At 70.3% G+C, this 23,406-nt stretch carries 15 protein-coding genes; 9 read left to right on the top strand and 6 right to left on the bottom strand.

Going from position 1 to position 23,406, the window contains the following annotated elements; all coding sequences use genetic code 11:
* The first annotated feature begins 15 nt into the window (after window positions 1-15).
* The gene (locus tag BLU79_RS16045; protein WP_177001035.1) at window positions 16-2,091 is read left to right on the top strand and encodes a SpoIIE family protein phosphatase; all 2,076 of its coding nucleotides are present in this window, start codon (window positions 16-18) and stop codon (window positions 2,089-2,091) included.
* 181 nt (window positions 2,092-2,272) lie between these two features.
* Window positions 2,273-4,720: a SpoIIE family protein phosphatase gene (locus BLU79_RS16050; protein WP_093906419.1), complete on the top strand. Its 2,448-nt coding sequence runs from the start codon at window positions 2,273-2,275 to the stop codon at window positions 4,718-4,720.
* A gap of 12 nt (window positions 4,721-4,732) precedes the next feature.
* Here BLU79_RS16050 and BLU79_RS16055 read toward each other — a convergent pair whose 3' ends face one another.
* The 3 genes from BLU79_RS16055 to BLU79_RS16065 are packed head-to-tail and all read right to left on the bottom strand — an operon-like array spanning window position 4,733 to window position 8,653.
* Window positions 4,733-6,802, bottom strand: a complete 2,070-nt coding sequence (locus BLU79_RS16055; RefSeq protein WP_093906420.1) for an iron ABC transporter permease — start codon at window positions 6,800-6,802, stop codon at window positions 4,733-4,735.
* A 4-nt stretch (window positions 6,803-6,806) separates the two neighbouring features.
* Complete coding sequence (locus tag BLU79_RS16060; protein WP_093906421.1) at window positions 6,807-7,799, bottom strand: iron-siderophore ABC transporter substrate-binding protein; 993 nt, start codon at window positions 7,797-7,799, stop codon at window positions 6,807-6,809.
* Window positions 7,796-8,653, bottom strand: a complete 858-nt coding sequence (locus BLU79_RS16065) for an ABC transporter ATP-binding protein (RefSeq protein ID WP_093906422.1) — start codon at window positions 8,651-8,653, stop codon at window positions 7,796-7,798. Before BLU79_RS16065 ends, BLU79_RS16060 begins: the two co-directional genes overlap by 4 nt.
* 188 nt (window positions 8,654-8,841) lie before the next feature.
* Between BLU79_RS16065 and BLU79_RS16070 the strand changes: the two genes are divergently transcribed.
* Both BLU79_RS16070 and BLU79_RS16075 read left to right on the top strand, forming a co-directional pair.
* On the top strand, window positions 8,842-9,519 hold the full coding sequence (locus BLU79_RS16070; RefSeq protein WP_218137780.1) for a DNA alkylation repair protein: 678 nt from the start codon (window positions 8,842-8,844) through the stop codon (window positions 9,517-9,519).
* Between the two features lie 106 nt (window positions 9,520-9,625).
* Window positions 9,626-11,632, top strand: coding sequence for a SpoIIE family protein phosphatase (locus BLU79_RS16075; protein ID WP_093906424.1), 2,007 nt, complete (start codon window positions 9,626-9,628; stop codon window positions 11,630-11,632).
* Window positions 11,633-11,639: 7 nt separating this feature from the next.
* Here BLU79_RS16075 and BLU79_RS16080 read toward each other — a convergent pair whose 3' ends face one another.
* Window positions 11,640-12,665 (bottom strand): LacI family DNA-binding transcriptional regulator, encoded by a 1,026-nt coding sequence (locus BLU79_RS16080; protein WP_093906425.1) that lies wholly within the window; start codon window positions 12,663-12,665, stop codon window positions 11,640-11,642.
* 172 nt (window positions 12,666-12,837) lie between these two features.
* Here BLU79_RS16080 and BLU79_RS16085 point away from each other — a divergent pair, with 172 nt between their 5' ends.
* The 5 genes from BLU79_RS16085 to BLU79_RS16105 all read left to right on the top strand — a co-directional run bounded on the left by BLU79_RS16085 (window position 12,838) and on the right by BLU79_RS16105 (window position 19,905).
* Window positions 12,838-14,202, top strand: a complete 1,365-nt coding sequence (locus BLU79_RS16085) for an ABC transporter substrate-binding protein (protein ID WP_093906426.1) — start codon at window positions 12,838-12,840, stop codon at window positions 14,200-14,202.
* On the top strand, window positions 14,199-15,125 hold the full coding sequence (locus BLU79_RS16090; protein WP_093906427.1) for a carbohydrate ABC transporter permease: 927 nt from the start codon (window positions 14,199-14,201) through the stop codon (window positions 15,123-15,125). Before BLU79_RS16085 ends, BLU79_RS16090 begins: the two co-directional genes overlap by 4 nt.
* Before the next feature lie 30 nt (window positions 15,126-15,155).
* Window positions 15,156-16,019 carry a carbohydrate ABC transporter permease gene (locus BLU79_RS16095; RefSeq protein ID WP_256333327.1) on the top strand — a complete coding sequence of 288 codons (864 nt, stop codon included), beginning with the start codon at window positions 15,156-15,158 and terminating at the stop codon, window positions 16,017-16,019.
* A gap of 84 nt (window positions 16,020-16,103) precedes the next feature.
* Complete coding sequence (locus BLU79_RS16100; protein WP_093906429.1) at window positions 16,104-18,185, top strand: glycoside hydrolase family 2 protein; 2,082 nt, start codon at window positions 16,104-16,106, stop codon at window positions 18,183-18,185.
* A 58-nt stretch (window positions 18,186-18,243) separates the two neighbouring features.
* Window positions 18,244-19,905: a sialidase family protein gene (locus BLU79_RS16105; protein WP_093906430.1), complete on the top strand. Its 1,662-nt coding sequence runs from the start codon at window positions 18,244-18,246 to the stop codon at window positions 19,903-19,905.
* 63 nt (window positions 19,906-19,968) lie between these two features.
* On the opposite strand, the gene BLU79_RS16110 is transcribed toward BLU79_RS16105, so the two are convergent.
* Entirely contained in the window at window positions 19,969-20,925 is a 957-nt protein-coding gene (locus BLU79_RS16110; protein WP_371131870.1) for a glycoside hydrolase family 6 protein, read from the bottom strand.
* A 198-nt stretch (window positions 20,926-21,123) separates the two neighbouring features.
* Window positions 21,124-23,343, bottom strand: coding sequence for a glycoside hydrolase family 9 protein (locus BLU79_RS16115; protein ID WP_093906432.1), 2,220 nt, complete (start codon window positions 23,341-23,343; stop codon window positions 21,124-21,126).
* Window positions 23,344-23,406 lie beyond the last annotated feature (63 nt).

A 23,406-nucleotide genomic window follows, 5' to 3' on the forward strand; every position in this document is an offset into this window, starting at 1 on the left:
GAGCGAGGTGCCCCTATGACCAGCGCGAGTCACCGCGGTGCGGATGCCCACGACGCGATCGGCGAAACGCCGGATCGGCGCCCGTCCGCGGCGGGACATGCGGGGGTGTTCCAGGACCTGCTTCCGCTCGCGCTCTGGGTGGTCGATGCCGATGGGCGCCTGGTGCAGTGGTCGCTCGCCGCGCAGGACCTGCTCGGTCACACGCCGGAGGAGATGGTGGGGCAGGACGCCAGGCGTGTACTCGTGCCGGAGGAGAACCGGGAGCTGGCCGACCGGCTGGGCCGGACGGTGCGGACGGGTGCTGCGGTGGTCGCACGGCTGCCGGTCCGGCATCGCGACGGGACCGTGGTCGACATGGAGATGTGGCACTGTCCGATCGCGGATGTGCGGGGACGTCCAGGGGTGCTGGCGATCGCGGCGGAGACCTCAGCCGTGGAGCGGATGCGGGATTCGCTGGCCGCGCTGGAGGGGCTGTTCACCCAGTCCCCGATCGGCCTGGCCATGCTCGGCCCCGACCTGCGTTTCCTCCGGGTCAACGAGGCTCTGTCCCGGATCGACGGTGTCCCGGTGGCCGAGCACGTCGGCAGACGCGTGACCGAGATCGCCCCCGGCGCCGGTGCGCTGGAGGCGGTGATGCGCCAGGTCCTCGACCGGGGTGAGGCGGTGGTCGACTTCCGCTACACCTCCGGCACGTCGGACCCGCAACGGATGCGCACGTGGTCCTGCTCCTACGCCCCCTTGCTCGGCGGGGCCGGCCAACGGGTGGGGGTGATCGCTTCGCTGATCGACGTCACGGAGGGGCAGCGGGCCCACCTGGAGGCGGAACGGGCACGGCAGCGCCTCGCGCTGCTGGTGGAGGCGGGTACGCAGATGGGTTCCACCCTGGATCTGACGCAGACGGCGCAGGAGGTGGTCCGCGTCCTGGTGCCCCGGCTCGCGGACTCCGCCGACGTCCAGCTGCTGGAGGAGGCGATGGCCCCGGACGAGACCGCCGCGTCGGCGCACGGTGTGGTCCGGCGTGTCGCGGCGACTTTCACGGATCCGGCCGCGCCTGCCGACTACCTCGCGGTCGGCATGACCCTTCAGCTCCCTCCCGGCTCGATGTACGAGCGGCTCATCAGTGCCGGGCGTCCCATGAACCTCTACCTGAGCGACATCGGCCCGCTGGTCACCACCCCCGGCGCCGACCGGCTGCGCGAGTACCTCCGCGCCCGCGTGGGCTCGGCGCGCGTGATCCCGCTGGTGGCCCGGGGCACGGTGCTCGGCGCGGTCGCGGTGACCCGGACCCGGGATCGAGAGCCGTTCGACGACCAGGACACGCTGCTGATCGACGAGTTGGTCGCCCGAGCGGCGCTGAACATCGACAACGCCCGCATGTACAGCCGGGAACGCGACGCGGCGCTCACTCTCCAGCGCAGCCTGATGAACCCCTCCCTGCCCACCGTCAGCGGGCTGGAACTCACCGGGCGCTATCTGCCGGCCGGTGACCACGAGGTCGGCGGCGACTGGTTCGACGCCATCGCCCTGTCGGGCGGCCGGACCGCGTTGGTGATCGGGGACGTGATGGGGCACGGCATCCACGCGGCGGCGGTCATGGGACAGCTGCGCACCGCCGTACGGACCCTGGCACGCCGGGACACCGCGCCCGACGAGGTGCTGCGTGCCCTGGACGCCGCCGTGGCGGACCTCGGCGAGAACGAGATGGCCACCTGCCTGTACGCCGTCCACGACCCGGGCACCGGGCACTGCCTGATCGCCCGGGCGGGCCACCCTCCCCCCTTGGTCGCCGACGAGCGGGGAACGGTCACCTTCCTGGACGGACCCGCGGGCCCGCCCCTGGGCGTGGGCAGGCAGGACTGCCAGGTCCAGCGGGTTCCCCTGCCGCCGCACAGTCTCCTGGTGATCTACACCGACGGTCTGATCGAGACCCGCGGCAAGGATCTCGACCAGGGCATGCGCCGTCTGGCGCAGGCACTACGGCATCCCGGGCATCCGCTGGAACAGGTCTGCGCCGACCTCCTGGCCCATGTCATGCCCGAGGCGGCGGACGACGACGTGGCGGTGCTCCTCGCCCGGGCACTGCCCCGGTGAACAGGAAGGTCGGACCGTCGCGGCCGGCCCTCACCGACCGTCCCGGCCGCTACGACGAAGCACACGATGCCCGTACAGCCGATACTGGGAGTGAGCCGCTGCAAACCAGGCACTCGGATCCGCAGGAGCGCCCCGGGGCACCGCTCTGCGGGCCCCGCCGACGGCGCGAGATGGGTGGGAGATGCGCAACACATCCCCGAAGACGCTCAGCGAGAGCCCGGAGGACCCGTTTTCGATCCATCGATCCGCGTCCGCCGTGCTGGACGGCCGCGGGCGGGTCGTCGCCTGGAGCGAACAGGCCACCACACTCCTCGGGCACCGGCCCGAGGAGGTGCTGGGCCGACCCATGCATGATGTCCTGGTCGACAGCGGGGACGAGGCCCTGATCGCCGAAGCGACCACCGCTTGCGTGCGAGAGGGCGGCTGGTTCGGGCTGTTGCCGGTCCTGCACCGCGCGGGCCACCGCCTGTACGTGGGGTTCAGGGCCCGCAAGGTGCGACGGCTGGACTCCTCCGTCGAGTGGCTCCTCATCGGCGCACTCGCCGAGGACATCACCCAGTGGGAGATCGACCGGTCCGTGCTGGACGGCTTCTTCCGCCGGTCCCCGGTGGGGGTCGCGGTGCTCGGCCCGGACCTGCGCATCCTGCGGGTGAACCGGGCGATCGCGCGGTTCGGCGGGCTGGAGGCCGAGGGGTACCGCGGGCTTCGCACCTCCGACTTCCTGCTCGGCCCGGACTCGGAGCTGATCGAGCGACGGCTCCGGAGGGTACTGGAGACGGGCGAGCCCCTGATCTTCGCCGAGCAGCCCTGCCGGTTGCTGCGGGACTCCCAGAAGGAACTGATCGTCTCCGTGTCCGCCTTCCGGATGCAGGACCCCTCCGGCAGGGTGCTCGGTGTCACCGAGATCGTCGAGGACGTCACCGACCGCCATCGGGCCCGTCGGCGACTGGCGCTGATCAACGAGGCCGGCGCCAGGATCGGCAGCACCCTGGATGTGGCCAGGACGGCGCGCGAACTGGCCGAGGCGGCGGTTCCCACGCTGGCCGACGCGCTCTCGGTGGATCTGCTGGAACCCGTGCCCCGCGGGGAGGAACCGGCCCCGGACTCCATGGGCCCACTGCGCAGGATGGCGGCGCACAGCATCCAGCCCGAGGCTCGGCAGGTGATGTATCCCGTCGGCCAACTGTTCTCCTTCCCCGAGGACACGTCGCCGTCACGTTGCCTGGCCGAACGGCGTCCGGTCCTCGAACCCCTCCTGGAGGGCAATCGCGGATGGTTCGCCGCCGAGCCGGAACGGGCCGCGAAGGCACTCGCGATAGGGGTCCACTCCCTGATGGTGGTGCCGCTGGCCGCGCGCGGTGCCGTCCTCGGCCTGGTGTGCCTGTGGCGCTCGCAGCGGCCGGAGCCGTTCGAGGAGGACGACCTGACCCTGGCGGAGGAGTTCGCCGCGAGGGCCGCGGTCTGCATCGACAACGCCCGCCGCTACACCCAGCAGCACAACGCCGCCGAGGCCCTCCAGCGCAGCCTGCTGCCCAGTGAGGTGCCCGAGCACCCGGCGGTCGAGACAGCGCACCGCTACCTGCCCGCACACGCCTCCGCCGGGGTCGGCGGCGACTGGTTCGACGTGATCCCCCTGTCCGGACTGCGCGTCGCCCTGGTCGTCGGCGACGTCGTCGGCCACGGTATGCACGCCTCGGCGACCATGGGGCGGCTGCGCACCGCCGTGCACACCCTGGCGCACCTCGACCTGGCCCCGGACGAGGTCCTCGCCCGGCTCGACGACCTGGTGGACCACTTGGACACCGAACAGCGGGCAGCCGACCGGAACACGCCCCGGATCGTGGGCGCGACGTGCCTGTACGCGGTCTACGATCCGGTCTCCCGGCACTGCGCCATGGCCCGCGCGGGGCACCCGCCGCCGACCGTGCTGCGCCCGGACGGCGGGGTGCACCCGATCGACCTCCCCGCCGGGCCACCGCTCGGCGTGGGCGGGCTGCCGTTCGAGACGGCCGAGGTCGAACTGGCCGAGGGCAGCCTCATCGCCCTGTACAGCGACGGCATCCTCCTGGCCGACCACCGCGACATCGACCAGGGACTGGCCCAGCTGCGTTCCGTGCTGGCCGGTCCGTTCCACTCGCTGGAGCAGACCTGCAAGGCGGTGGAGGACACGATGCTGCCCGACCGGCCCGCCGATGACGTCACACTCCTGCTGGCCCGGACCCGGGTGCTGGCGGCGCAGAACGTGGCGACCTGGCAGCTGTCGGCCGAGCCCACCGCGGCCGGCCGCGCCCGGACGCTGGTACGGGACTGTCTGGCCGAGTGGGGGTTGGAGGAATTCGCCTTCACCACCGAGCTGATCGTGAGCGAACTGGTCACGAACGCCTACCGGTACGCCGGTGGCCCGGTGCAGCTGCGGCTGATCCGGGACGGCCATCTCATCTGCGAGGTCTCCGACACCAGCAGCACCTCCCCTCATCTGCGCCAGGCCCGCGGCACCGACGAGGGCGGACGTGGGCTGTTCCTGGTGGCCCAGCTGTCCGAACGGTGGGGCACACGCTACGGCCGCAACCGGAAGACCATCTGGGCCGAGCAATCACTGACGGCACATCAAGAGGACTCGGGCGCCTGACCCTTGTCGCCGCTACCGGCGGCTGCGCACGAGAAGATGGAGGAAGTACGGCGTGCCGATCACCGCCGTCATCAGACCGGCGCCGAGTTGGGCCGGGGCGATCACGGTGCGGCCCAACAGGTCGGCGGTGCAGACCAGCGCGGCGCCCAGGAGCACCGAGACCGGGACCACCCGGACGTGCCGTCGGCCCACCAGCGCCCGGGCCGCGTGCGGGGCGACGAGTCCCACGAAGCCGATCGTGCCGGCGGCGGCCACGGCGGTGGCGCTGAGCAGGACGCTGAGGACGAGGAAGCCGAACCGCCCCCGCGCCAGGCCGAGGCCGAGGAGCCTCGGGGTGTCCTCGTCGAGCGACACGAGGTCCAGTTCGGTGCGTCGTAGGACGGCGATGGCCAGGCCCAGGACGAGGACGGCCGCGAGCGGGGCGATGTCGGGCATGGTGCGCCCGTAGGTGGAGCCGGACAGCCAGGTGAGGGCCTTGGTCGCGTTGAACGGGTCGGTGAGGACGATGAGCAGGCTGATCAGGGCCGTGGACCCGGTGGCGACTCCGATGCCGACCAGGACGAGCCGGTTCTGCTGGAACCCGCCGCGCGCGGCGAGTCCGAAGACGATGGCCGAACTGATCGCGGCGCCCAGGAAGGCCGCGCCCGCCATGCCCCACGATCCGGCCAGGGGCACGCTCGTCACCAGGAGGACCGCGCCGAGCGCGGCCCCGCCCGAGACGCCCAGGACTCCGGGCTCCGCGAGCGGATTGCGGGTCACGGCCTGGACGAGCGTTCCGGCCAGGGCGAGTGCCGCGCCCGCGAGGAGCGCCGCGAGGACCCGGGGCACACGGGTGTCGAGGACGAAGGAGACGGTCCGACCGGCGTTGCCCTGCGCCCAGTTGACCACGTCGCCCAGCAACAGCTTGCTGTCGCCGAGCAGCACGGCGGCGATCGTCACACCCACGACCACGGTGACCAGTACGGCCGTGGTGGTGAGGAACAGGGCACGGCTTCTGATGCGCAGCCGGTCGGGTGCGGCGGCTGCGGCCGTGTCCTTCAGCCGCGTGGCCATGACGACCAGGAACACCGCGCCGACGAGGCTGGTGACGACACCCGTCGGCACGGCGACCGCCAGGTCGGCCGGTACGAGGACCCGCAGCAGCACGTCCGATCCGAGCACCAGCGCGGCACCGGTCAGCGCCGCGACCGGAAGCCGTGTCCGCGACCGGGTGAAGGCGCGGAACCTGCGGGCGAGGGAGCGGACGAGGGCGGGGGCGCACAGGCCGACGAAGCCGATCGGTCCGGCGAGGGTGACGGCCACCGCGGACAGCAGCGAGGCGAGGACGACCGCCGTGACCCGGGTGGCACGGACCGGGATGCCGAGGCCGCGGGCTGCGTCGTCGCCGAGGGACAGGGCATCCACCCGGCGGGCGATCAGCAGCAGCCCGAGCAGACCGGCGAGGCAGACGGGCGCCATCTGGGCGACCCCGTCGAAGCCGCTCTGCGCGATGCTGCCCTGATTCCACCGGTAGAGGCCTTCGGTCTCCTGGGGGAAGAGCAGGAGCAGCCCCTCGGTGACGGCGGTCAGTCCGAGGGCGAGGGCGGTGCCGGCCAGGACCAGCCGGACGGTGCCCGCGCCCAGGCCCGACAGTCCGAGGACGACGGCCGCCGCCGCGAGGCTCCCGACGAACGCGACGCCGGAGGAGGCGAGCAGCGGCAGCGAGACGCCGGTGACGGCGGCCAGCCCGAGCGCCAGGTAGGAGCCCGCGTTCACCGCGAGGGTGTCGGGCGAGGCGAGCACGTTGCGGCTGACGGCCTGCAGGGCCGTGCCCGCCATGCCGAGCACGGCCCCGACGAGGAGTCCGGCGGCCGCCCTCGGCAGCCGGGAGGCGATGACGACGGACGCGTCGGACGGGTCGGCCCGGCCGGTGAGCGCCTTCCACACCTCACCGGCGCCGACGGCGGCGGTGCCCTGCGTGATGTCGACGACCGCGAGGGCCGCGACCAGCAGGACCAGTAGGGCCGTCACCACGGCCGCGCCCGTCCGGGACGTGGTCTCCGTCGGCGTACGGGTGACGGGGGGTGTCGCGGTGACGGCCATGGCGCTACTTCGTCAGCTCGGCGACGACGGCGTCGATGTACGCCTCCATCGACTGGGGACCGCCGAACATCCAGATGCCGTCGGGCAGTCGGTGGACGTTGCCCTTCTTCACGAACGGCAGGGAGGTCCACACCTTGTCCTTGGACAGGGTGCCGTCCGCGGTGAACGGAGTGCTGCTCTTGTCGCCGTCGTTGGCGATGTAGGCGAACCGCACGTCGTCGCCCAGCTTGGTGAGGCCCTCGACGTCGGTGGTGCCGAGTCCGTAGTCCTTGTCGCCCTTGACGGTCCAGGCGTTCTTCAGACCGAGCTGCTCATTGACCGCGCCGATGAGGGAGCCGCTGGTGAAGGGCCGGATGGAGACCTGGTTGGAGATGTTGTAGCCGTCGGCGAAGGCGTACTGCGCACCGCCGAGCTTGGCATCCGCGAGGGCCTTCTTGCCTTCGGCGACCTTCGCGTCGAAGTCCTTCTTGAGCTGGTCGGCCTGCTCGGTGGTGCCGGTGGCCTGGGCGATGAGGTCGAGGTTCTTCGTCATCTGCCCGATCGGGTCGGAGGCGCCGGCGGAGCGCACCTCCAGGACCGGGGCGACCTTGCGCAGTTGCTTCACGGCGGCCGGGGGCAGGTCGGTGCTGGCGACGATGAGGTCCGGGGACAGCGCGGCGATGGTGTCCATGCTGGGCTCGCCGCGGGTGCCGATGTCCTTGGGCTCGTTCTTCAGGGGGACCGCCTGGTCCCAGGTCTGGTAGCCCTTGACGTCGGCGACGCCGACCGGGTCGACGCCCAGCGATATCAGGAGCTCGACCTCGTGCCACTCGGTGCCGACCACCTTCTTGGCCGGCCCGTCGAGTTCGACCTTCGCGCCGGAGGCGTCGGTGAGGGTGATGGCCTCGTTCGTCTTCTTCGCGTCGTCGCTGTCGGCGGCGGGCTCGGTCGTACCGCATGCGGTCAGGGCGAGCGCCGCGGCGGTGGCGACCGCCGCGGTCATCATCAGGCGTCTCATGAGGATGTGCTGAGCCTTTCGCTTCGCGTGTGGTGGCGGCCGATCGCGCGGGTGCGCAGATGGCCGGTGAGCGGGTCGGTGCCGACTTCGATGCGGATGCCGTAGATGTCGGTCAGCCGCTGGGCGGTCAGTACGTCTTCGGGAAGGCCGTCCGCGACGATGCGTCCCTCGTGCAACAGCACGATCCGGTCGGCGAGAGCCGCGGCCTGGTCGAGGTCGTGCAGGACGGCGCCGACGGCGATCCCGTGGTCGTCGGCCAAGTCGCGGATGAGGTCGAGGAGTTCGACCTGGTAGCGCAGGTCGAGGTAGGTCGTGGGCTCGTCGAGGAGCAGTACGCCGGTCTCCTGGGCGAGGCAGCCCGCGAGCCACACCCGCTGGAGCTGCCCGCCGGACAGGTGCTCGGCCCCGCGCTCGGCGAGTTCCGCGACGCCGGTCATGGCGAGCGCGCGGTCCACCGCGGCCCGCCCGTCCGGGTCCGCCCTGCCCCAGCGGCCCCGGTACGGATAGCGACCGAACTCGACGACGTCGCGCACGGTCAGCCCACTGGGCGTGGGGCGCCCCTGCGTCAGCAGCGCCACCCGGCGCGAGAACTCACGAGGGGTCAGCGCGAGGCCGTCGGTGTCGTCGATGACGAGTGTGGCGGTCCTGGGCCGCTGCAGCCGTGCGATCGTGCGCAGAAGTGTCGACTTCCCGCTGCCGTTCGGGCCCACCAGCACCGTCACTTCGCCCGGCCGCAACGCCAACGACGCCTCGTGTACGACGTCGATGCCTTCGTACGCCACGGTGACTCCCGTGGCCGACAGTTCATGACCGCGGGGACGCACCGCCGCAGAGGTCTCTTCACCCGCATACACGGAGCACAGGTTAGCCTAACCTAAGTGCCATCTGTGAAGGGGTGGACGTCCGCACGCAAGCAACACTTCGGCCAAGGTCGGTCTCCAACAGGGAGCCGACTTCCCTCGTAGGCTGAATCTCGCCCGCGAACGGACAGGAGGCCGAGGTGCCCGAGACAACGCCGACCGAGACGACGGTCGCCGAGGTGATGGCCGAGCTGGCCGAGCTGGCCGAGCTGGCCGAGCTGGCCGAGCTGGCCGAGCTGGAGGACCCGAAGGCACGCGCGGTGAACGAGAAGCACGGCGACGATCACGGTGTGAACCTCGGCAGGCTGCGCGCGCTCGCGAAGCGGCTGAAGACGCAGCAGGAACTCGCGCGCCGACTCTGGGAGACGGGTGACACCGCGGCCAGGCTGCTGGCACTCCTGATCTGCCGCCCGAAGGCGTTCACGCGTGACGAGCTGGACGCCATGCTGCGCGAGGCGCGCACGCCCAAGGTGCACGACTGGCTCGTGAACTACCTGGTGAAGAAGAACCCGCACGCCGAAGAGCTACGCCTGGCCTGGCCGGCCGACCCGGATCCGGTGGTCGCGAGCGCCGGATGGGCGCTGACCACCGAACGCGTGGCGAAAAGGCCCGAGGGCCTCGATCTCGCGGGACTGCTCGACACCATCGAGGCGGAGATGAAGGACGCCCCGGATCGCCTGCAGTGGGCCATGAACCACTGCCTGGCCCGGATCGGGATCGAGCACGCCGAGCACCGCACCCGTGCACTCGACATCGGCGAACGCCTGGAGGTACTCAAGGACTACCCGACCTCCCCCGGCTGCACGTCCCCGTTCGCGCCCGTCTGGATCACGGAGATGGTGCGCCGACAGCAGAACTAGACGGCAGTGAGGCAGATCAGACCTCTTGCGCAATTTGTCCGCATGACGTCACCATGTTTGGGCCGAAACCGCAGACGGGGATCCCCAACGATCGGCTCCCGCCCCTATGTCCACCGAACCCCCACCGTCCAAGGTCCAAACGCCTGACGCCCTCCATCCCCTGGCCAACGCCGTCCTGACTACCGACCGCACTTGGCGGGTCACGTTTTTCAACAGACCCGCTGAACGCCTTTTGGGCCTGTCGGAGGAATGGCTCGGCCGCGTGCTGTGGGATGTGGTCCCCCATTTCCACACCACAGGTGTGAAGCTCGCCTGCCAGCAGGCCACCACCGCCGGCAAGCCGACCGGCTTCAGCGTCGGCTGGCCCCTGGACCAGCGCTTGCTCCGTATTCAGGTGTTTCCCGTCTCCACCGGCATGACTCTCTGCTTCAGCGACATCACCCACCGACACCGGAACGGGGAGGAGGCGCCGGCCGAGGGCACGGTCGCCAAGTACGCCGACAGGATCGTCGAACTCACTCAGGCCCTGGCCATGGCGGTGACCGGACTGGACGTGGTGAGTGTCGTCGAGGATCACGCACGGCAATTGTTCGGCGCCGACGGGGTCGGTTTCTGGTATCGCGACGGGGAACAGTTGACGTCGTTCGGCAATGCCGGAAACACACTGGAATTCGTCAACTGGATGAAGGAGACGCCGCCACCACCGTTCGATCGATGCCCAGCCGGAGAGGCACTGACCGAACGTGCCCCGTTCTTCATCTCCTCGCCCGCCGAGTACGTCGGCCGCTACCCGCACATGGCCCACATGCCGACCGCCAGCGGTAAGAAGGCCTGGGCGTTTCTTCCCTTGGTCACCTCCGGCGACCCCATCGGCGTGTGCATCTTCTCCTACAACCGGCCCCATGCATTCAGCCCCGAGGAACGCAACCTGTTCACGGTGCTGTGCGGTCTCATAGCCCAGGCGCTGGCCCGAGCCCGTCTCTACGATGCCGAGCACCGCCGGTCGCATGAGCTGCAGCGCGGTCTCCTCCCCCGGGTCCTGCCCTCCCTCCCCGGCGTCACCACGGCCGCCCGCTACCTTCCGGCCGGCGACGGAGCCGAAGTCGGCGGCGACTGGTACGACGTGATTCCGCTGCCCTCGGATCGAGTCGCCCTCGTCATCGGTGACGTCATGGGCCATGGTCTGCGCGAGGCCGCGATCATGGGGCAGTTGCGCACCGCCGTGCGCACCCTCGCCGATCTCGGGCAAGCGCCGGACGAACTCTTCTACCACCTCAACAGCCTGGTCGGTGACCTCGGCGACGACTACTACGCCACCTGTCTGTGCGCCATCTACGACCCGACCAGCCGCCTTTGCACCCTCACCACGGCCGGCCATCCCCCACCCGTCGTCGTCCACCCCGACGGCTCCCGCTACTTCCCCGATCTGCCCGACAATCCACCCCTGGGAACCGCGGCCTTCCCCTACGAGACGGCAACACTCGAACTCCCCGAAGGCAGCCTGTTGGTGCTCTACACCGACGGCCTGATCCAGGATCCGACGCGCGATATCGACCAGGGAATGGCCGAGCTCTCCCGGCGCGTCGCAAGAACTCGGGAACCCGGCAGTGCCGATCTCGAAGCCCTCTGCGACAGCCTGCTGAGCGGCTTCTCCCACACCGACACATCGTGCTTCCGGGACGACGCCGCACTGCTGATCGCACGCACCTGCGCGTCATCTCCCCAGGACATCGCATCCTGGCAATTGCCCGAGGACCCCAAGGCCGCCGGACAAGCGCGCAAGCACGTCCGGGATCAACTCACCACGTGGGGACTGGAAGAACTGGTGATGACCACGGAACTCCTCGCCAGCGAACTGGTCGGTAACGTGATTCGCCATGCCAAGGGCCCGATCACCCTCCGCCTGCTGCGCAGCCGCACTCTGATCTGCGAGGTGACCGACCGCAGTCTCACCATGCCTCGCATTCGCCATGCGGCGGACACGGACGAGGGCGGAAGAGGCCTGCAGTTGGTCGCCGCGCTGGCCGACCGGTGGGGGGCGCGGTGCACCGACTCCGGCAAATGCATCTGGACCGAGCAATCCCTTGCGGCCGACAAATCGGCAGCTTCGTGACGGTCGGTCAGACAGACCGGGAATCCGTCGTCGTACTGCCCCGGACGAGCAACCGGTGCGGCGCCTTCGCGTCCGCCGGCGGCGATGCCGTACCGGCGATGATCCCGACGAGTGTGCTGACGGCCGTCTCCGCGATGCGGGCCTTGTCGGGCGCGATGGTGGTGAGGGTCGGCGAGCTGTACTCGCCTTCCTGAATGCCGTCGATGCCGATCACGGCGATGTCCTCGGGGACGCGGACTCCGGCGCGTGTCAGCGCGTGCATCGCGCCGATGGCGAGAAGGTCGTTGTAGCAGAAGACGGCGTCCGGTGGCTCGGGCAGGGCGAGGAGGCGGGTCATGGCCTCGGCGCCGAGGTGCCGGTGGAAGCGTGGCGTGGGGACGATGAGGCTTTCGTCGAGGGGCAGGCCCGCACCCTCCAGGGCCCGGCGGTAGCCGATGGTGCGCAGCTGCGCGGTCTCGCCGGTGCTGTAGGGCTGGTCACCGATGGCTGCTATCCGCCGGCGGCCCAGGCCGATGAGGTGTTCGGTGGCCTCGCGGGCCGCGGCGACGTTGTCGATGGCCACGTGGTGGAAGCTGCCGTTGAAGATGTGCTCGCCGAGCAGGACGACGGGCACCCGGTTGGTGCGGCCGCGCAGTTCGTCCTCGGAGATGGCGAGCGGGCTCAGCAGCAGTCCGTCGAACATGGTGGCGCGCGACTCACGGCCGAGCAGCTCCCGCTCCCGCGCCACGTCGCCGTCGGTCTGGTCGAGCATCACGACATAGCCATGGGCGCGGGCCGCGGTGATGACCTCGCGGGCCAGTTCGGCGAAGTAGGGGACGTCGAGCTCCGGCACGACGAGGGCGAGCATGCCGGTGCGGCCTCGGCGGAGGTTGCGGGCGACCAGGTTGGGCCGGTAGTCGAGCTCTTCCAGCGCCGCCTCCACGCGGGTGCGCAGTTCTTCGGAGACGGGCACCGAGGAGTTGACCACGTTGGACACCGTGCGGATCGAGACTCCCGCGCGTCGCGCGACGTCACGCAGGGTTGCGCCGGCCATCCCTGTCCCTCTCTGCCGGTGTTCCGCCCGCCGGGCCTCTCCGGCGGGGCTGCTGCACATCGCGGCAATCGAATGTTACCCGGGTATTGCATCGTTGCAAAAGGCGTCGCATCATCTCTGCATCGTTGCAATCCGGCCTTGGTGACCGCATCCCCCCAGAGGAGCCGCGCTCATGTCCAGATCATCCGTTCCGCGCCGCAGGGTCCTACGCGGCGCCCTGGGCGTCGGTGCCCTCACCGCCGGCGCCGGCCCGCTCGCCGCAGCCTGCGCCCCCGGCTCCACCGGGACCGAGCCACGCAGACTCACCGGGACGCCCACCGCTTCGGCCAAGGGCGAGATCACCATCTGGAACCGCTCGGGCGATCTCTTCAAGGTCTTCGACGCGGCCATCGACGAGTTCCGCAAGGCCTATCCCCGGGTGACGGTGAATCACCAGGCCGTCGACATCGACGCCAAACTCGCCAACACCCTGATCACCGGGGCGGATCTGCCGGACGGCAGCTTCTGGGACGACGCCAAGATCGGCAGTCAGGCCGAGCATCTGTACGACCTGACGGACCTGATCGAGCCCTATCGCAAGCAGACCTCGCCGTACAAGCTCTCGGTCAACACCGTCGACGGCCGCATCTACGGCGTGCCCTGGGATCTGGACCCGGGTCTGCTCTGGTACCGCGAGGACCTGCTGGAGGACGCGGGCGTCGATCCGGCGGGCATCGGGACGTACGACGATCTGCTGGACGCGGCCCGGGCGCTGAAGGAGAAGAACCCCGAGGCGGCCCCGATCCACCTCGACAAGGATCCCTTCCTCGGCCAGCTGTGGCTGGAGATGCTCGCCAACCAGCAGGGCACCAGCCTCACGGACGCCGATGGCAAGGTCCGACTGGACTCCAAGGAGTACCGCACCATCCTGAGCTGGGTTCGGTCAGCGGTCGACGAGAATCTGGTGACACATGCCGAGTACCTGAAGCAAGCCGACCTCGCCGCGCTGGAGGACGGCCGGCAGGCACTCGTGCCCTGGGCGGTGTGGTGGTCGTTCGCTCCCCAGCAGCTGCTGAAGCGGACCAAGGGGAAGTGGCGGGCCACTCAGCTGCCCGCCTGGACACCCGGTGGTGCGCGCAGCGGCGCCATGGGCGGCAGCAGCTTCATCATCCCGGCGAAGGCGAAGAACCCCGAACTGGCCTGGCTGCTCTATGAGTTCCTGTGTTTCAAGGAGCCCGGCTACACCGCGGTCTACGGACCGGGCAACGTCTACCCGGGCGGCCTCAACACCTCCGTGCCCAGCTACACACCCGCGCGCAAGGCCGACAAGCCGCTCTTCGAGCCGGTGCAGGCGCTCGGCGGTCAGGACCTGTGGAAGATCGCCGTGGACGCGGCCGCCACCATCCCGGCCGCCGCGCCGATCCCGGCCTGGTGGAGCAAGTCGGTCGACTACCTGGGCAACAACCTCCAGCGGCTGATGGAAGGGGCCATGGCCCCCGACGACGTCATCGACGACTCCACCCGCAAGATCCAGCGCAATCTGGTGGACCGCGCGTGACACCGACGACCCTCACCCCGCTGCGCCGCGAGGAACAGACGTCCCCGGCACCGTCCCGGGCCCGCCGTCGGCTCTTCCTCACGCCCTACCTGTTCGTCGCTCCGTTCTACGTCGTCTTCGCCGCGTTCGGCCTCTACCCGTTGCTGTTCGCGCTGCAGTTGAGCTTCACCAACTGGAAGGGCGCCGGTGAGGCGCGCTTCATCGGCCTCGACAACTACACCTACCTGCTCACCAGCCCCGAGTTCTGGGCCTCGCTGGGCAACAGCGCCGTGATGTGGCTGCTGATCGTGCCCGTGCAGATCGTCGGCGGCCTCGCCGCTGCGGTACTGCTGGCCAACGCGCGGCTGAAGCTGCGCGGGATGTTCCGGGTGGCGTTCATCGCGCCCTTCGTCACCCCGCTGGTGGCCATGGCCCAGGTGTGGATCGTGGTCTTCGACACCGACTACGGGCTGGTCAACGACCTGCTGGGACTGGTGGGCCTGCCCGCGGTCGACTGGCTGACGTCGACGGCGTGGGCCAAACCGACACTGGCGCTGCTGTTCCTGTGGAAGACCACCGGATTCGCGATCATCATCCTGCTCGCGGGACTCCAGGCCGTACCGCCCGACGTGTACGAGGCCGCGGCACTCGACGGGGCCTCACGGCGACGCCAGTTCTGGTCCCTGACACTGCCCCTGGTGCGCCGCAGCATCGCCTTCCTGGTCGTCGTACAGACCCTCGCGGTGTTCCAGATGTTCGCCGAGCCCTTCGTGGTCACCCAGGGCGGCCCGTACGGCTCGACCACCACCGGCGGTCTGTACCTCTACAACCACATCACGGCATCCGACCTCGGCACCGGAGCGGCGAACTCCTTCCTGCTCGTCCTGCTGGTGTTCGCCCTGTCCCTGCTGTCCGTGCGCCTGTTGCGCTCCCGAGACGAGTGACCCATGAAGCACAGGAATCTCGAGCATCGCGTGAAGCACAAGACCCTCGCCCAGCCCAAACCCGGACCCTTTCAGTACATCGTCCTCGGCGGCCTGGCCGTTCTGTTCGTCTATCCCATCTGGTGGGCGATCAGTTCCTCCCTGAAGCCGGCCAACGACATCGTCCGCGACCCGCTGGCGTTCTCGCCCGGCTCGGCGACGCTCGACAACTACCAGGCGATGTTCCACGACGTGCCGATCGGCACCGGGTTCCTCAACACCGTGCTGGTCGTCGCCGTCAAAGGCGCGATGACGATGTGCTTCTGCCCGCTGGCCGGCTACGCCTTCGCCAAGTACCGCTTTCCCGGCCGCGACCTGCTCTTCGGCGTCCTCATGCTCACGCTGATGCTGCCGACCCTGGTGCTGATCATCCCGCTGCTGCTGGAGATGAGTCAGCTGGGCTGGGTCAACACCTACCAGGCGCTGATCCTGCCCGGCAGCATCGACGCCTTCAGCATCTTCTGGATGCGGCAGACCATCGCCGCCGTACCCGACGAACTCCTCGACGCCGGCCGCATGGACGGGGCGAGCGAGTTCGGGATCTTCGCCCGCATCGTGGTGCCCGTCATCCGTCCCGGGCTCGCCGCGCTCGGCGTGCTGACCGCGATGAACGTCTACAACGACTTCGTCTGGCCGGTCGTCGCCGTCAACGACGAGAGCCACCAGACCCTCCAGGTCGTCCTGTCCACCCTGGCGCAGAACGTCACCGGCAACCGCATCGGCGCCGACTTCGGAACCGTCTGGGGTGAACTGCTGGCCGCCGGGAGCATCGCGATGCTGCCCGTCCTGCTGCTGTTCATCCTGCTCCAGCGCCACTTCATCAACGGAATCCTCGCGGGCAGCGTCAAGGGCTGACACCCCGCACACCCGGCATCGCCTCCAACCCGGTATCGCCCCTCGCACTCCACATCCGCCCTCCCGATCGGAGCAGACAGACCCATGCCCATCCCCCGCCCCGAGTACCCGCGCCCGCACTTCGACCGCTCGCACGCCTGGCTCAGTCTGAACGGCTCCTGGGACTTCCGGGCCGACCCCGGCGCACGGCAGACCGCGGACGCCGCCGACGGCTACGACCAGCGGATCACGGTGCCCTTCGCCTGGGAGACCCCCGCCTCCGGCATCGCCGCGCACTGGCTGCAGACGGCCTGGTACCGCCGCACGTTCACCGTGCCGACCGTCTGGTCGGGGCAGCGCATCGTCCTGCACTTCGGCGCCGTCCACCACGAGGCCACCGTATGGGTCAACGGCACCGAAGTGGCCCACCACGTGGGCGGCTACACGCCGTTCTCCGCCGATGTGACGGACGCCCTCGGCGTCGGCGAGCAGCAGCTCACCGTCCGCGTCCACTCCCCCGCCGACAAGCTGGACATCGTGCACGGCAAGCAGCGCAGCATGCCGCGCGACGACTACGACGGTGTCTGCTTCACACCCTCGTCCGGGATCTGGCAGAGCGTCTGGCTGGAGGCCCGCCCCGCCACCCACCTCACCGCAGTGCGGCTGCGCCCCACACCGGATCTGACCGGCATCGCCGTCGACGCCACGGTGCGAGGCCCGCATGCCGAGACCACCGAGCTGCGCCTGAAGGTACGCGGTGAATCCTCCGCCGTCCTCGTGAACGTCGCCGCGGACGGGCGGGCCATTGCCGAACTCCCGCTCCCCGCCCCGCGATTGTGGTCCCCCGAGGACCCGCACCTGTACTACGTCGAGGCGGAACTGACCGGCCCCGACGGCACCGACCGCGTCACCTCCTGCACCGGCCTGCGCTCGATCACCGTCGACGGCGAGGTGCTGTACCTCAACGGACGCCGGCTGTTCGTCCGCGGTGTGCTGGACCAGGGCTACTGGCCCGACACCGGGATCACCGCGCCCGACGACGCCGCCCTGCGCCGGGACCTGGAGCTGGCGGCGGAGGCCGGCTACAACCTCGTACGCAAGCATCTGAAGCTGGAGGATCCCCGCTTCATCCACCACGCCGACACCCTCGGCATGCTGTTGTGGGCCGAGCCCGCCTCTCCCGGACGCTTCTCCGCCGAGTCCGCCGCCAGGTTCGCCGAGCAGATCGAGCCCATGGTGGAACGCGACGGCAACTCGCCCGCGATCGTCATCTGGGGCCTGTACAACGAGGAGTGGGGCCTGGACTGGGACATCCCCGGCGACCCGGCCAAGCAGCGGGCGGTCGCCGACGCCTACGACGAACTCAAGGAGCTCGACCCCACCCGGCCCGCCGTCGACAACTCCGGCTGGACGCACGTCAAGACAGACCTCCTCGACTGGCACTACTACGACGAGAGCGCCGCCTCCTGGGCCACCACGGTCGCCGACCTCCTCTCGGGCAGGCGCGACGACTTCCCCGTCAGGCTCGGTCCCGACTATGTCGTCCACAAGAAGCTCGCCGTCCCCGAGCAGCCGCTGCGCGGTCTGCCCAACCTGAACAGCGAGTACGGAGGCGGCTTCACCGGCCTGGAGCGCGCCTGGCATCTGCGCTGGCAGACCCAGGAACTGCGGCGCCACGACCGGCTCGCCGGGTACGTGTACACCGAGTTGTACGACATCGAGCACGAGAGCGCGGGGCTGCTGGACTTCCATCGCGGGGCCAAGGACCTCGCCGGCGTCGACCCGGCCCATGTGAACGCGCCCACCGCCCTCGTCCTGGACGTCACCCCGGTCGCGCCCGGACGTGATCTCCTCACCGCCACACGGGAGTTCACCGTCGGCGTACGGGTCTCCCACCACGGCACCGACCCGGTCGACGGCACCCTGCACACCACGTGGACCCCGGTGTACGCGCCGACGCCCGAATCGCCCGGCGCCGCCGTGCCCGGATGCCGCGCCGAAGCAAAGCCCTATCTGCTCGGGGAGCCCGTCGAGGTCCCCGCCGCGCTCCCCGAGGGCTGGACCAGCGGGCGGCTCCACCTGGCCCTGGTGGCAGAGGGAACGGTCGTGGCCCGTACCGCACTCGACGTGGACACCCGGACCGCCCCGCACGTCGGCGACGATCCGTCGGCCCGACCGGCCGAGTAGCCCCACACCCCACCAACCTGTGCACCACCCGACACCCCACCCGCAAAGGAGTCATCCCGTGCGCGCATGGTCACCCCCGCACAGATCACCAGCCCTGCTCGGCGTACTCACGCTGCTGGTCGCCCTGTTGTCCCTCTGGTCCACTCCGACGTCCGCGGCGCCCGCCGGACAGGTGCTGGCGTCGCCGGACCTGTCGGCGTATCCGCAGGGCGACAACAGCTATCCCCGGGCGATCCGTCTCGACCATGACGGTTCGTCGGGTCAGACCATGCTGGCCGCGTTCGCCCGGCGGAACCAGAGCGGTCAGAACTCCGTGCCGATCTACCGCAGCACCAACGGCGGACAGTCCTGGAGCGCCAACCCCATCTCCACGATCACCTCGAACACCGCGGGCTGGGACCTGGAGGCCCCCGTCCTGTACGAGGTCCCCCGCACCGCGAACGGACTCAACGCCGGCGACCTGCTCGCCGCCGGCACCGCTTGGGACGCGGGCAACTTCACGGCGCAGAAGGTAGAGGTCTTCAAGAGCACCGACGACGGCCAGAGCTGGCAGTACCTGTCCAACTGCACGCAGACCAGCGGGCTGCCCAACACCGTCGGCCACGGCATCTGGGAACCCTGGTTCCACCTCGCCCCGAACAACACGCTCGCCTGCTTCATCTCCGACGAGCGCCCCGCGAACACGGCCACCAACAACCAGGTCATCGGCCACTACTCATCCACGAACGGTGGCCAGACGTGGAGCTCCACACTGACCCAGGACGTGGCTTTCCCCGCCGACAACCTGGCCCGCCCCGGCATGCAGATCATCGTGCCGCTCCCCAACGGCACGTTCATGATGGCCTACGAGCTGTGCCGCGACGCCACGGATCCCGACCACGCCTGCGAGGTGTACACCAAGACCAGCGCCGACGGCCTGAACTGGGCACCCACGGACGGTGTGGGCACCCTCGTGCAGACCAGCGACGGCCGGCAACTGCTGCACACCCCGTACCTGGCCTGGCAGTCGGGCGGCGGACCCAACGGCACCCTGCTGATGTCCGGACAGCGTGTCGTCACCGGACCGACGGGCAACAAGGCCGTCATGGCGGAGTCCGGCACGGTCGTCCTGGCCAACACCAACCTCGGCAGCGGCGACTGGACCGAGATCGAGGCCCCGGTCAACACGGACCCGACCGGCGGCTACAACACCGGCGAGCCCTCCTGCCCCGGCTACAGCTCACCGATCACCCCGCGGGCGGACGGCACCTCCTTCCTGTATCTGACCGCGACCTGGCTCGGCACCGGCAACCAGTGCCAGATCCGCTTCAACACCGGCGGTCTCGGCGGCCCGGTCGGGCAGGTCACCACCCCGTGGGTGGCCGGCAAGTGCCTCGACGTCGACACCAACACCAGCGGCAACGGCAGGGCCGCGCAGCTGTGGGACTGCAACACGGCGACCGGGCAGCGCTGGTCGGTCGCCCCGGACGGCACGGTGCGCGCATTCGGCAGGTGCCTCGACATCGACGGCAACGGCACGGCCAACGGCACCAAGGTGCAGCTGTGGGACTGCAACGGATCCGGCGGCCAGCAGTGGCAGCGCCAGTCCGACAGCTCCCTGCGCAACCCGCAGTCCGGTCGCTGCCTGGACATCCCCGCGGGCGCCACGGCCAACGGCACCAAGTTGCAGATCTATGACTGCAACGGCCTGGGCACGCAGAAGTGGAACATCCCCACGTAGCGGCCCTGGCCTCGGACTGCGCGCCCCGCCACGAGCAAGCGGGGCGCGCAGCCGGCGTGTTGATCAGGTTCCGTTGATCAGGCGCATCGCGAGGTCGGGGCTGAACACCCCGGCGGGGACGGTCGGCGCGATGCCGCACTCGCCGTCGGAGTTGCCGGGGGTCTTCACCCAGAGCAGCATCTCGGCGCCGCCGCCGGTCTGGGGCGGTGTGCCGAGCTTGCGTCCGGCCGGGTTGCACCATTCGCCGTTGGAGCCGTTGCCGTTGCGGCTGGTGTCCACGACGAAGCGGGCGGTGCCGCCGAGTTCCGCGTTGACGGCGTTGGCGTACGTCAGGGAGGCGCTGTTGCTGTAGTAGTTCGACACGTTGACGGAGAAGCCGCGCACGTTGTCGACCCCGGCTGCGTCCAGCCGGGGGGCCATGGTCGCGGCCGAGGTCCAGCCGGCGTTGCCGCCGTCCAGGTAGGCCCAGGTGTTGGGGGCCTTCTCCTGGAACATCTCGGTGGCGTACCGCAGCATGTCCAGCCGCTCGTCTATGGCGGTCTGGGTCATGCAGCTGAAGTCACCGAGGGCGTCGGGCTCGATGACGACGACGGCCGGCCGGTCCGCGATGGCCGCGGCGAAGGTGGAGATCCAGGTCTTGTACTCGGCGACGCTGCCCGCACCGCCGGAGGACTCGCCGCCGCAGGCGTCCCGGCCGGGGAGGTTGTAGGCGACGACGACGGGGAGCTTGTCGTGGCTGTCGGCCTTGCCGACATAGCTGGCGACGGCACTTCCGGTGGAACCGGTGCCGAACCAGCGGCCGATCGGGCGGGAGGCGATGTTCGTCTGGATGGAGGCCGCGCGTGAGTCGGTGGGGTTCGCGGCCACCCAGACGGCCGGGCTGGACTCGGGGCTGACATAGAAGCCGCTGGTGAGGGTGAGAGGGTCGGCCGCGGCGGCGGTGCCCGCGGTGGTCAGGGACCAGGTGAGTACGGCCGCGGTGCAGGCCAGGGCCGCCGCGAGACGGGTCTTCGTGTGCACGGTGTGCCTCTTTTCATGGGGGGAGTCGGGCTGCCGCGGGGCCCGGGGCTCGGGCATCCGCGCGCGCTCGTCCGGGCGCGCGCGGGTGCTGCGGCGGTGGTGCGGTTCGGTGACACGTGGTGGTGAGCCCTGGTGGGGGAGGTGGGGGGACTCACCACCACGTGCGGGTGGGTGGCGCTCGGCGGGCCGGCGTGGGGCTCAGCGGGCCGCCGCGAAGGTCGCCACCCAGGCGAGGGCGGAGTTCCAGTTGACCGCTACCTCGTTGGTCGAGTACGAGAAGATGTCGTCGATGTAGCAGGTGGCGGGCTTGCAGCCGGGCAGGTTCTGCTGGGCCACCGGGTCCTGCAGTGCGGAGTTGGGGCCGCCGGCGAGGGATCCGGCAGGGGGGTTCGGCAGGGCGGGGTTGAGTTGGTGGGCCCACCAGCGGCTGTGCTGGTTGTGGCTGGCCCGCTCGCCGTAGCCGGTGACGAAGGACTGGTCGAGGGCGTTGCGGCCGAGCAGGTAGTCCAGGGTTTCCAGGACCGCGTCGCGGTAGCGGGAGCGGTGGGTCAGGTCGTACGCCGTCGCGAGGACGACCGCGTTGTTGGCGGAGGCGCTGTTGGAGCCCCAGACGTACTTGCCGTCGGCCGGGAGGTAGGGGTTGGGGTAGCCCTGGGCGTCCTGGTTGCGCAGGAAGGCGTCGGCGACGGAGGTCACCCGCTTGCGGGCGCCGGTCGCCATGAGGTCCGGGAAGCGGTGGGGCAGCCGGGCGATGGTCAGGTCGGTGAGGCCGTCCGTGTCGCGCCAGGAGAACCCTTCAGTGGTGAGCTTGGCGTCGATGTGGCGCAGATAGCGCCGGTCGCCCGTCGTGGCGTACAGCTCGGTGGCCGCCCAGGAGAACTCGTCCGAGACGCGTGTGTCGTCGTAGGCTCCGCCGCCGACGCTGTCGCTGTCCGGCGCGTAGCGGTCGGGGTGCGCGAGCGCGGCCTGCCACGCCGTCCGGGCCGCGGTGAGGCAGCGGGCGGCGAAGTCCTTGTCGTACGCCTTCCACACGCGGGCGCACCGGGCGCCCGCGGCGGCCAGGTTGAGGGTCGCCGCGGTGGAGGGGGCGTGCAGGTAGCGGGGCTGGGGGTCCTGGTGGGGCAGGGTGGGCAGCGCGGTCCAGGCGGCGTCGTGGATCTTGTGGTGGGCCATGCCTGCCAGGGGCTGTCCGGACGGGACCCGCATCCGCAGCAGGAACTCCAGCTCCCAGCGCGCCTCGTCGAGCACGTCGGGTACGCGGTTGTCGTTCTCCGGGATGCTCAGCAGCCCGTCCTGGGTGGCCGCCTTGTCGCCGTGGCCGCGGGCGCGTTCGTAGGTGTCCATCAACTGCCACGCCGCGAGGGCCCCGTTGACGACGTACTTGCCCTGGTCGCCGGCGTCGTACCAGCCGCCCCGCACATCCAGCGAGTAGTCGCAGGTGCCGGGCTCGCAGGGCACGTCGGTGTCGCCCTTGTTCGGTGCGACGCCGAGGTGGCCTGCGGGACGGGCGTAGGCGTCACCCGCGAGGCCCGCCTCGATCGGGGTGCCGCTGCGGGCGGGGTAGAAGTACGCGAGGGCGTCCTCGCGGAGGGCGGCGTACGGGTTGTCGGCGATGTCGAAGGGCTGGCTGGAGCGGCTGCCCACGACCAGTTTGTAACCGCTCCCAGTCTGGTGGAACGAACTGAAGTCGGCAAGGTGCACATGGTCGCCGGAGCCCTGGTCGTCGCCCAGGACCTCAGTGCGACCTTCACGTACGACACCGCCGGAAGCGTCGACCAGCTGCCACGGCACGGGGTCCGTGGAGTCGTCGGCGACAGAGGCTCTCTTGGGCCCCTCGCTCTCGTAGCCGTACTGATTGGTGCGCACCGGTGAGCCGAAGTCCCGGCCGCCGCCCGGGGGTACCGCTCCGCCGGTCAGCGAGACGTCGTCGAGGCACAGGGTGAACGCCTGGGTGGCGCCGCCCTGCTGGAAGGACAGCTGTCCATGCAGGTCAGAGGCCTTGGACAGGCCGGTGACGGTGAAGGTCTGCGGTGTCGGGGTGAGCGTGATCGTCTTGTTGAAGGTGGTCGTGCGAGGGGCCACGCCCAGTTGCAGCACCGCGCGGACGGAGGTGGCGACGGTGGCTGACGCGGTGAAGCGCAAGGTGTAGGGCTGGTCGGCCTCCAGGGGGATGTTGTCCTGGGCGATCATCGAGTCCCACGCATGGGTGGTCCCCGCGGGGACGGCTCCGCACAGCCGGCCGTCCTCGACCCGCGACGGAGTGTTGGCACTGCTCCACCACGGTGATTTTCCGTTGTCGAACCCGCCGTTGAGGACGCGCTCGTAGGCGGTCGTCTCGGCGGGGGCTTCGGTCGCGACCAGTCCCGCGATGAGGACGGCGGGCAGGGCGACGGCACAGAGTCTTGCTTTACGTGACATTCCGGGTCCTTGTCCGATGACGAGAATCCCGGCCCGCTGTGGCGTCAGTGGCCGATCGTCGTC

This window comes from Streptomyces sp. cf386, from assembly GCF_900103585.1.
Classification (GTDB): Bacteria; Actinomycetota; Actinomycetes; order Streptomycetales; family Streptomycetaceae; genus Streptomyces.

What these genes read in the sequence shown, in the direction of transcription:
- BLU79_RS16045 (WP_177001035.1), top strand. Translation starts at nt 16, where the DNA reads ATGACCAGCGCGAGTCACCGCGGTGCGGATGCCCACGACGCGATCGGC.
- BLU79_RS16050 (WP_093906419.1), top strand. Translation starts at nt 2,273, where the DNA reads ATGCGCAACACATCCCCGAAGACGCTCAGCGAGAGCCCGGAGGACCCG.
- BLU79_RS16055 (WP_093906420.1), bottom strand. Translation starts at nt 6,802, where the DNA reads ATGGCCGTCACCGCGACACCCCCCGTCACCCGTACGCCGACGGAGACC.
- BLU79_RS16060 (WP_093906421.1), bottom strand. Translation starts at nt 7,799, where the DNA reads ATGAGACGCCTGATGATGACCGCGGCGGTCGCCACCGCCGCGGCGCTC.
- BLU79_RS16070 (WP_218137780.1), top strand. Translation starts at nt 8,842, where the DNA reads ATGGCCGAGCTGGCCGAGCTGGCCGAGCTGGCCGAGCTGGCCGAGCTG.
- BLU79_RS16075 (WP_093906424.1), top strand. Translation starts at nt 9,626, where the DNA reads ATGTCCACCGAACCCCCACCGTCCAAGGTCCAAACGCCTGACGCCCTC.
- BLU79_RS16080 (WP_093906425.1), bottom strand. Translation starts at nt 12,665, where the DNA reads ATGGCCGGCGCAACCCTGCGTGACGTCGCGCGACGCGCGGGAGTCTCG.
- BLU79_RS16085 (WP_093906426.1), top strand. Translation starts at nt 12,838, where the DNA reads ATGTCCAGATCATCCGTTCCGCGCCGCAGGGTCCTACGCGGCGCCCTG.
- BLU79_RS16100 (WP_093906429.1), top strand. Translation starts at nt 16,104, where the DNA reads ATGCCCATCCCCCGCCCCGAGTACCCGCGCCCGCACTTCGACCGCTCG.
- BLU79_RS16115 (WP_093906432.1), bottom strand. Translation starts at nt 23,343, where the DNA reads ATGTCACGTAAAGCAAGACTCTGTGCCGTCGCCCTGCCCGCCGTCCTC.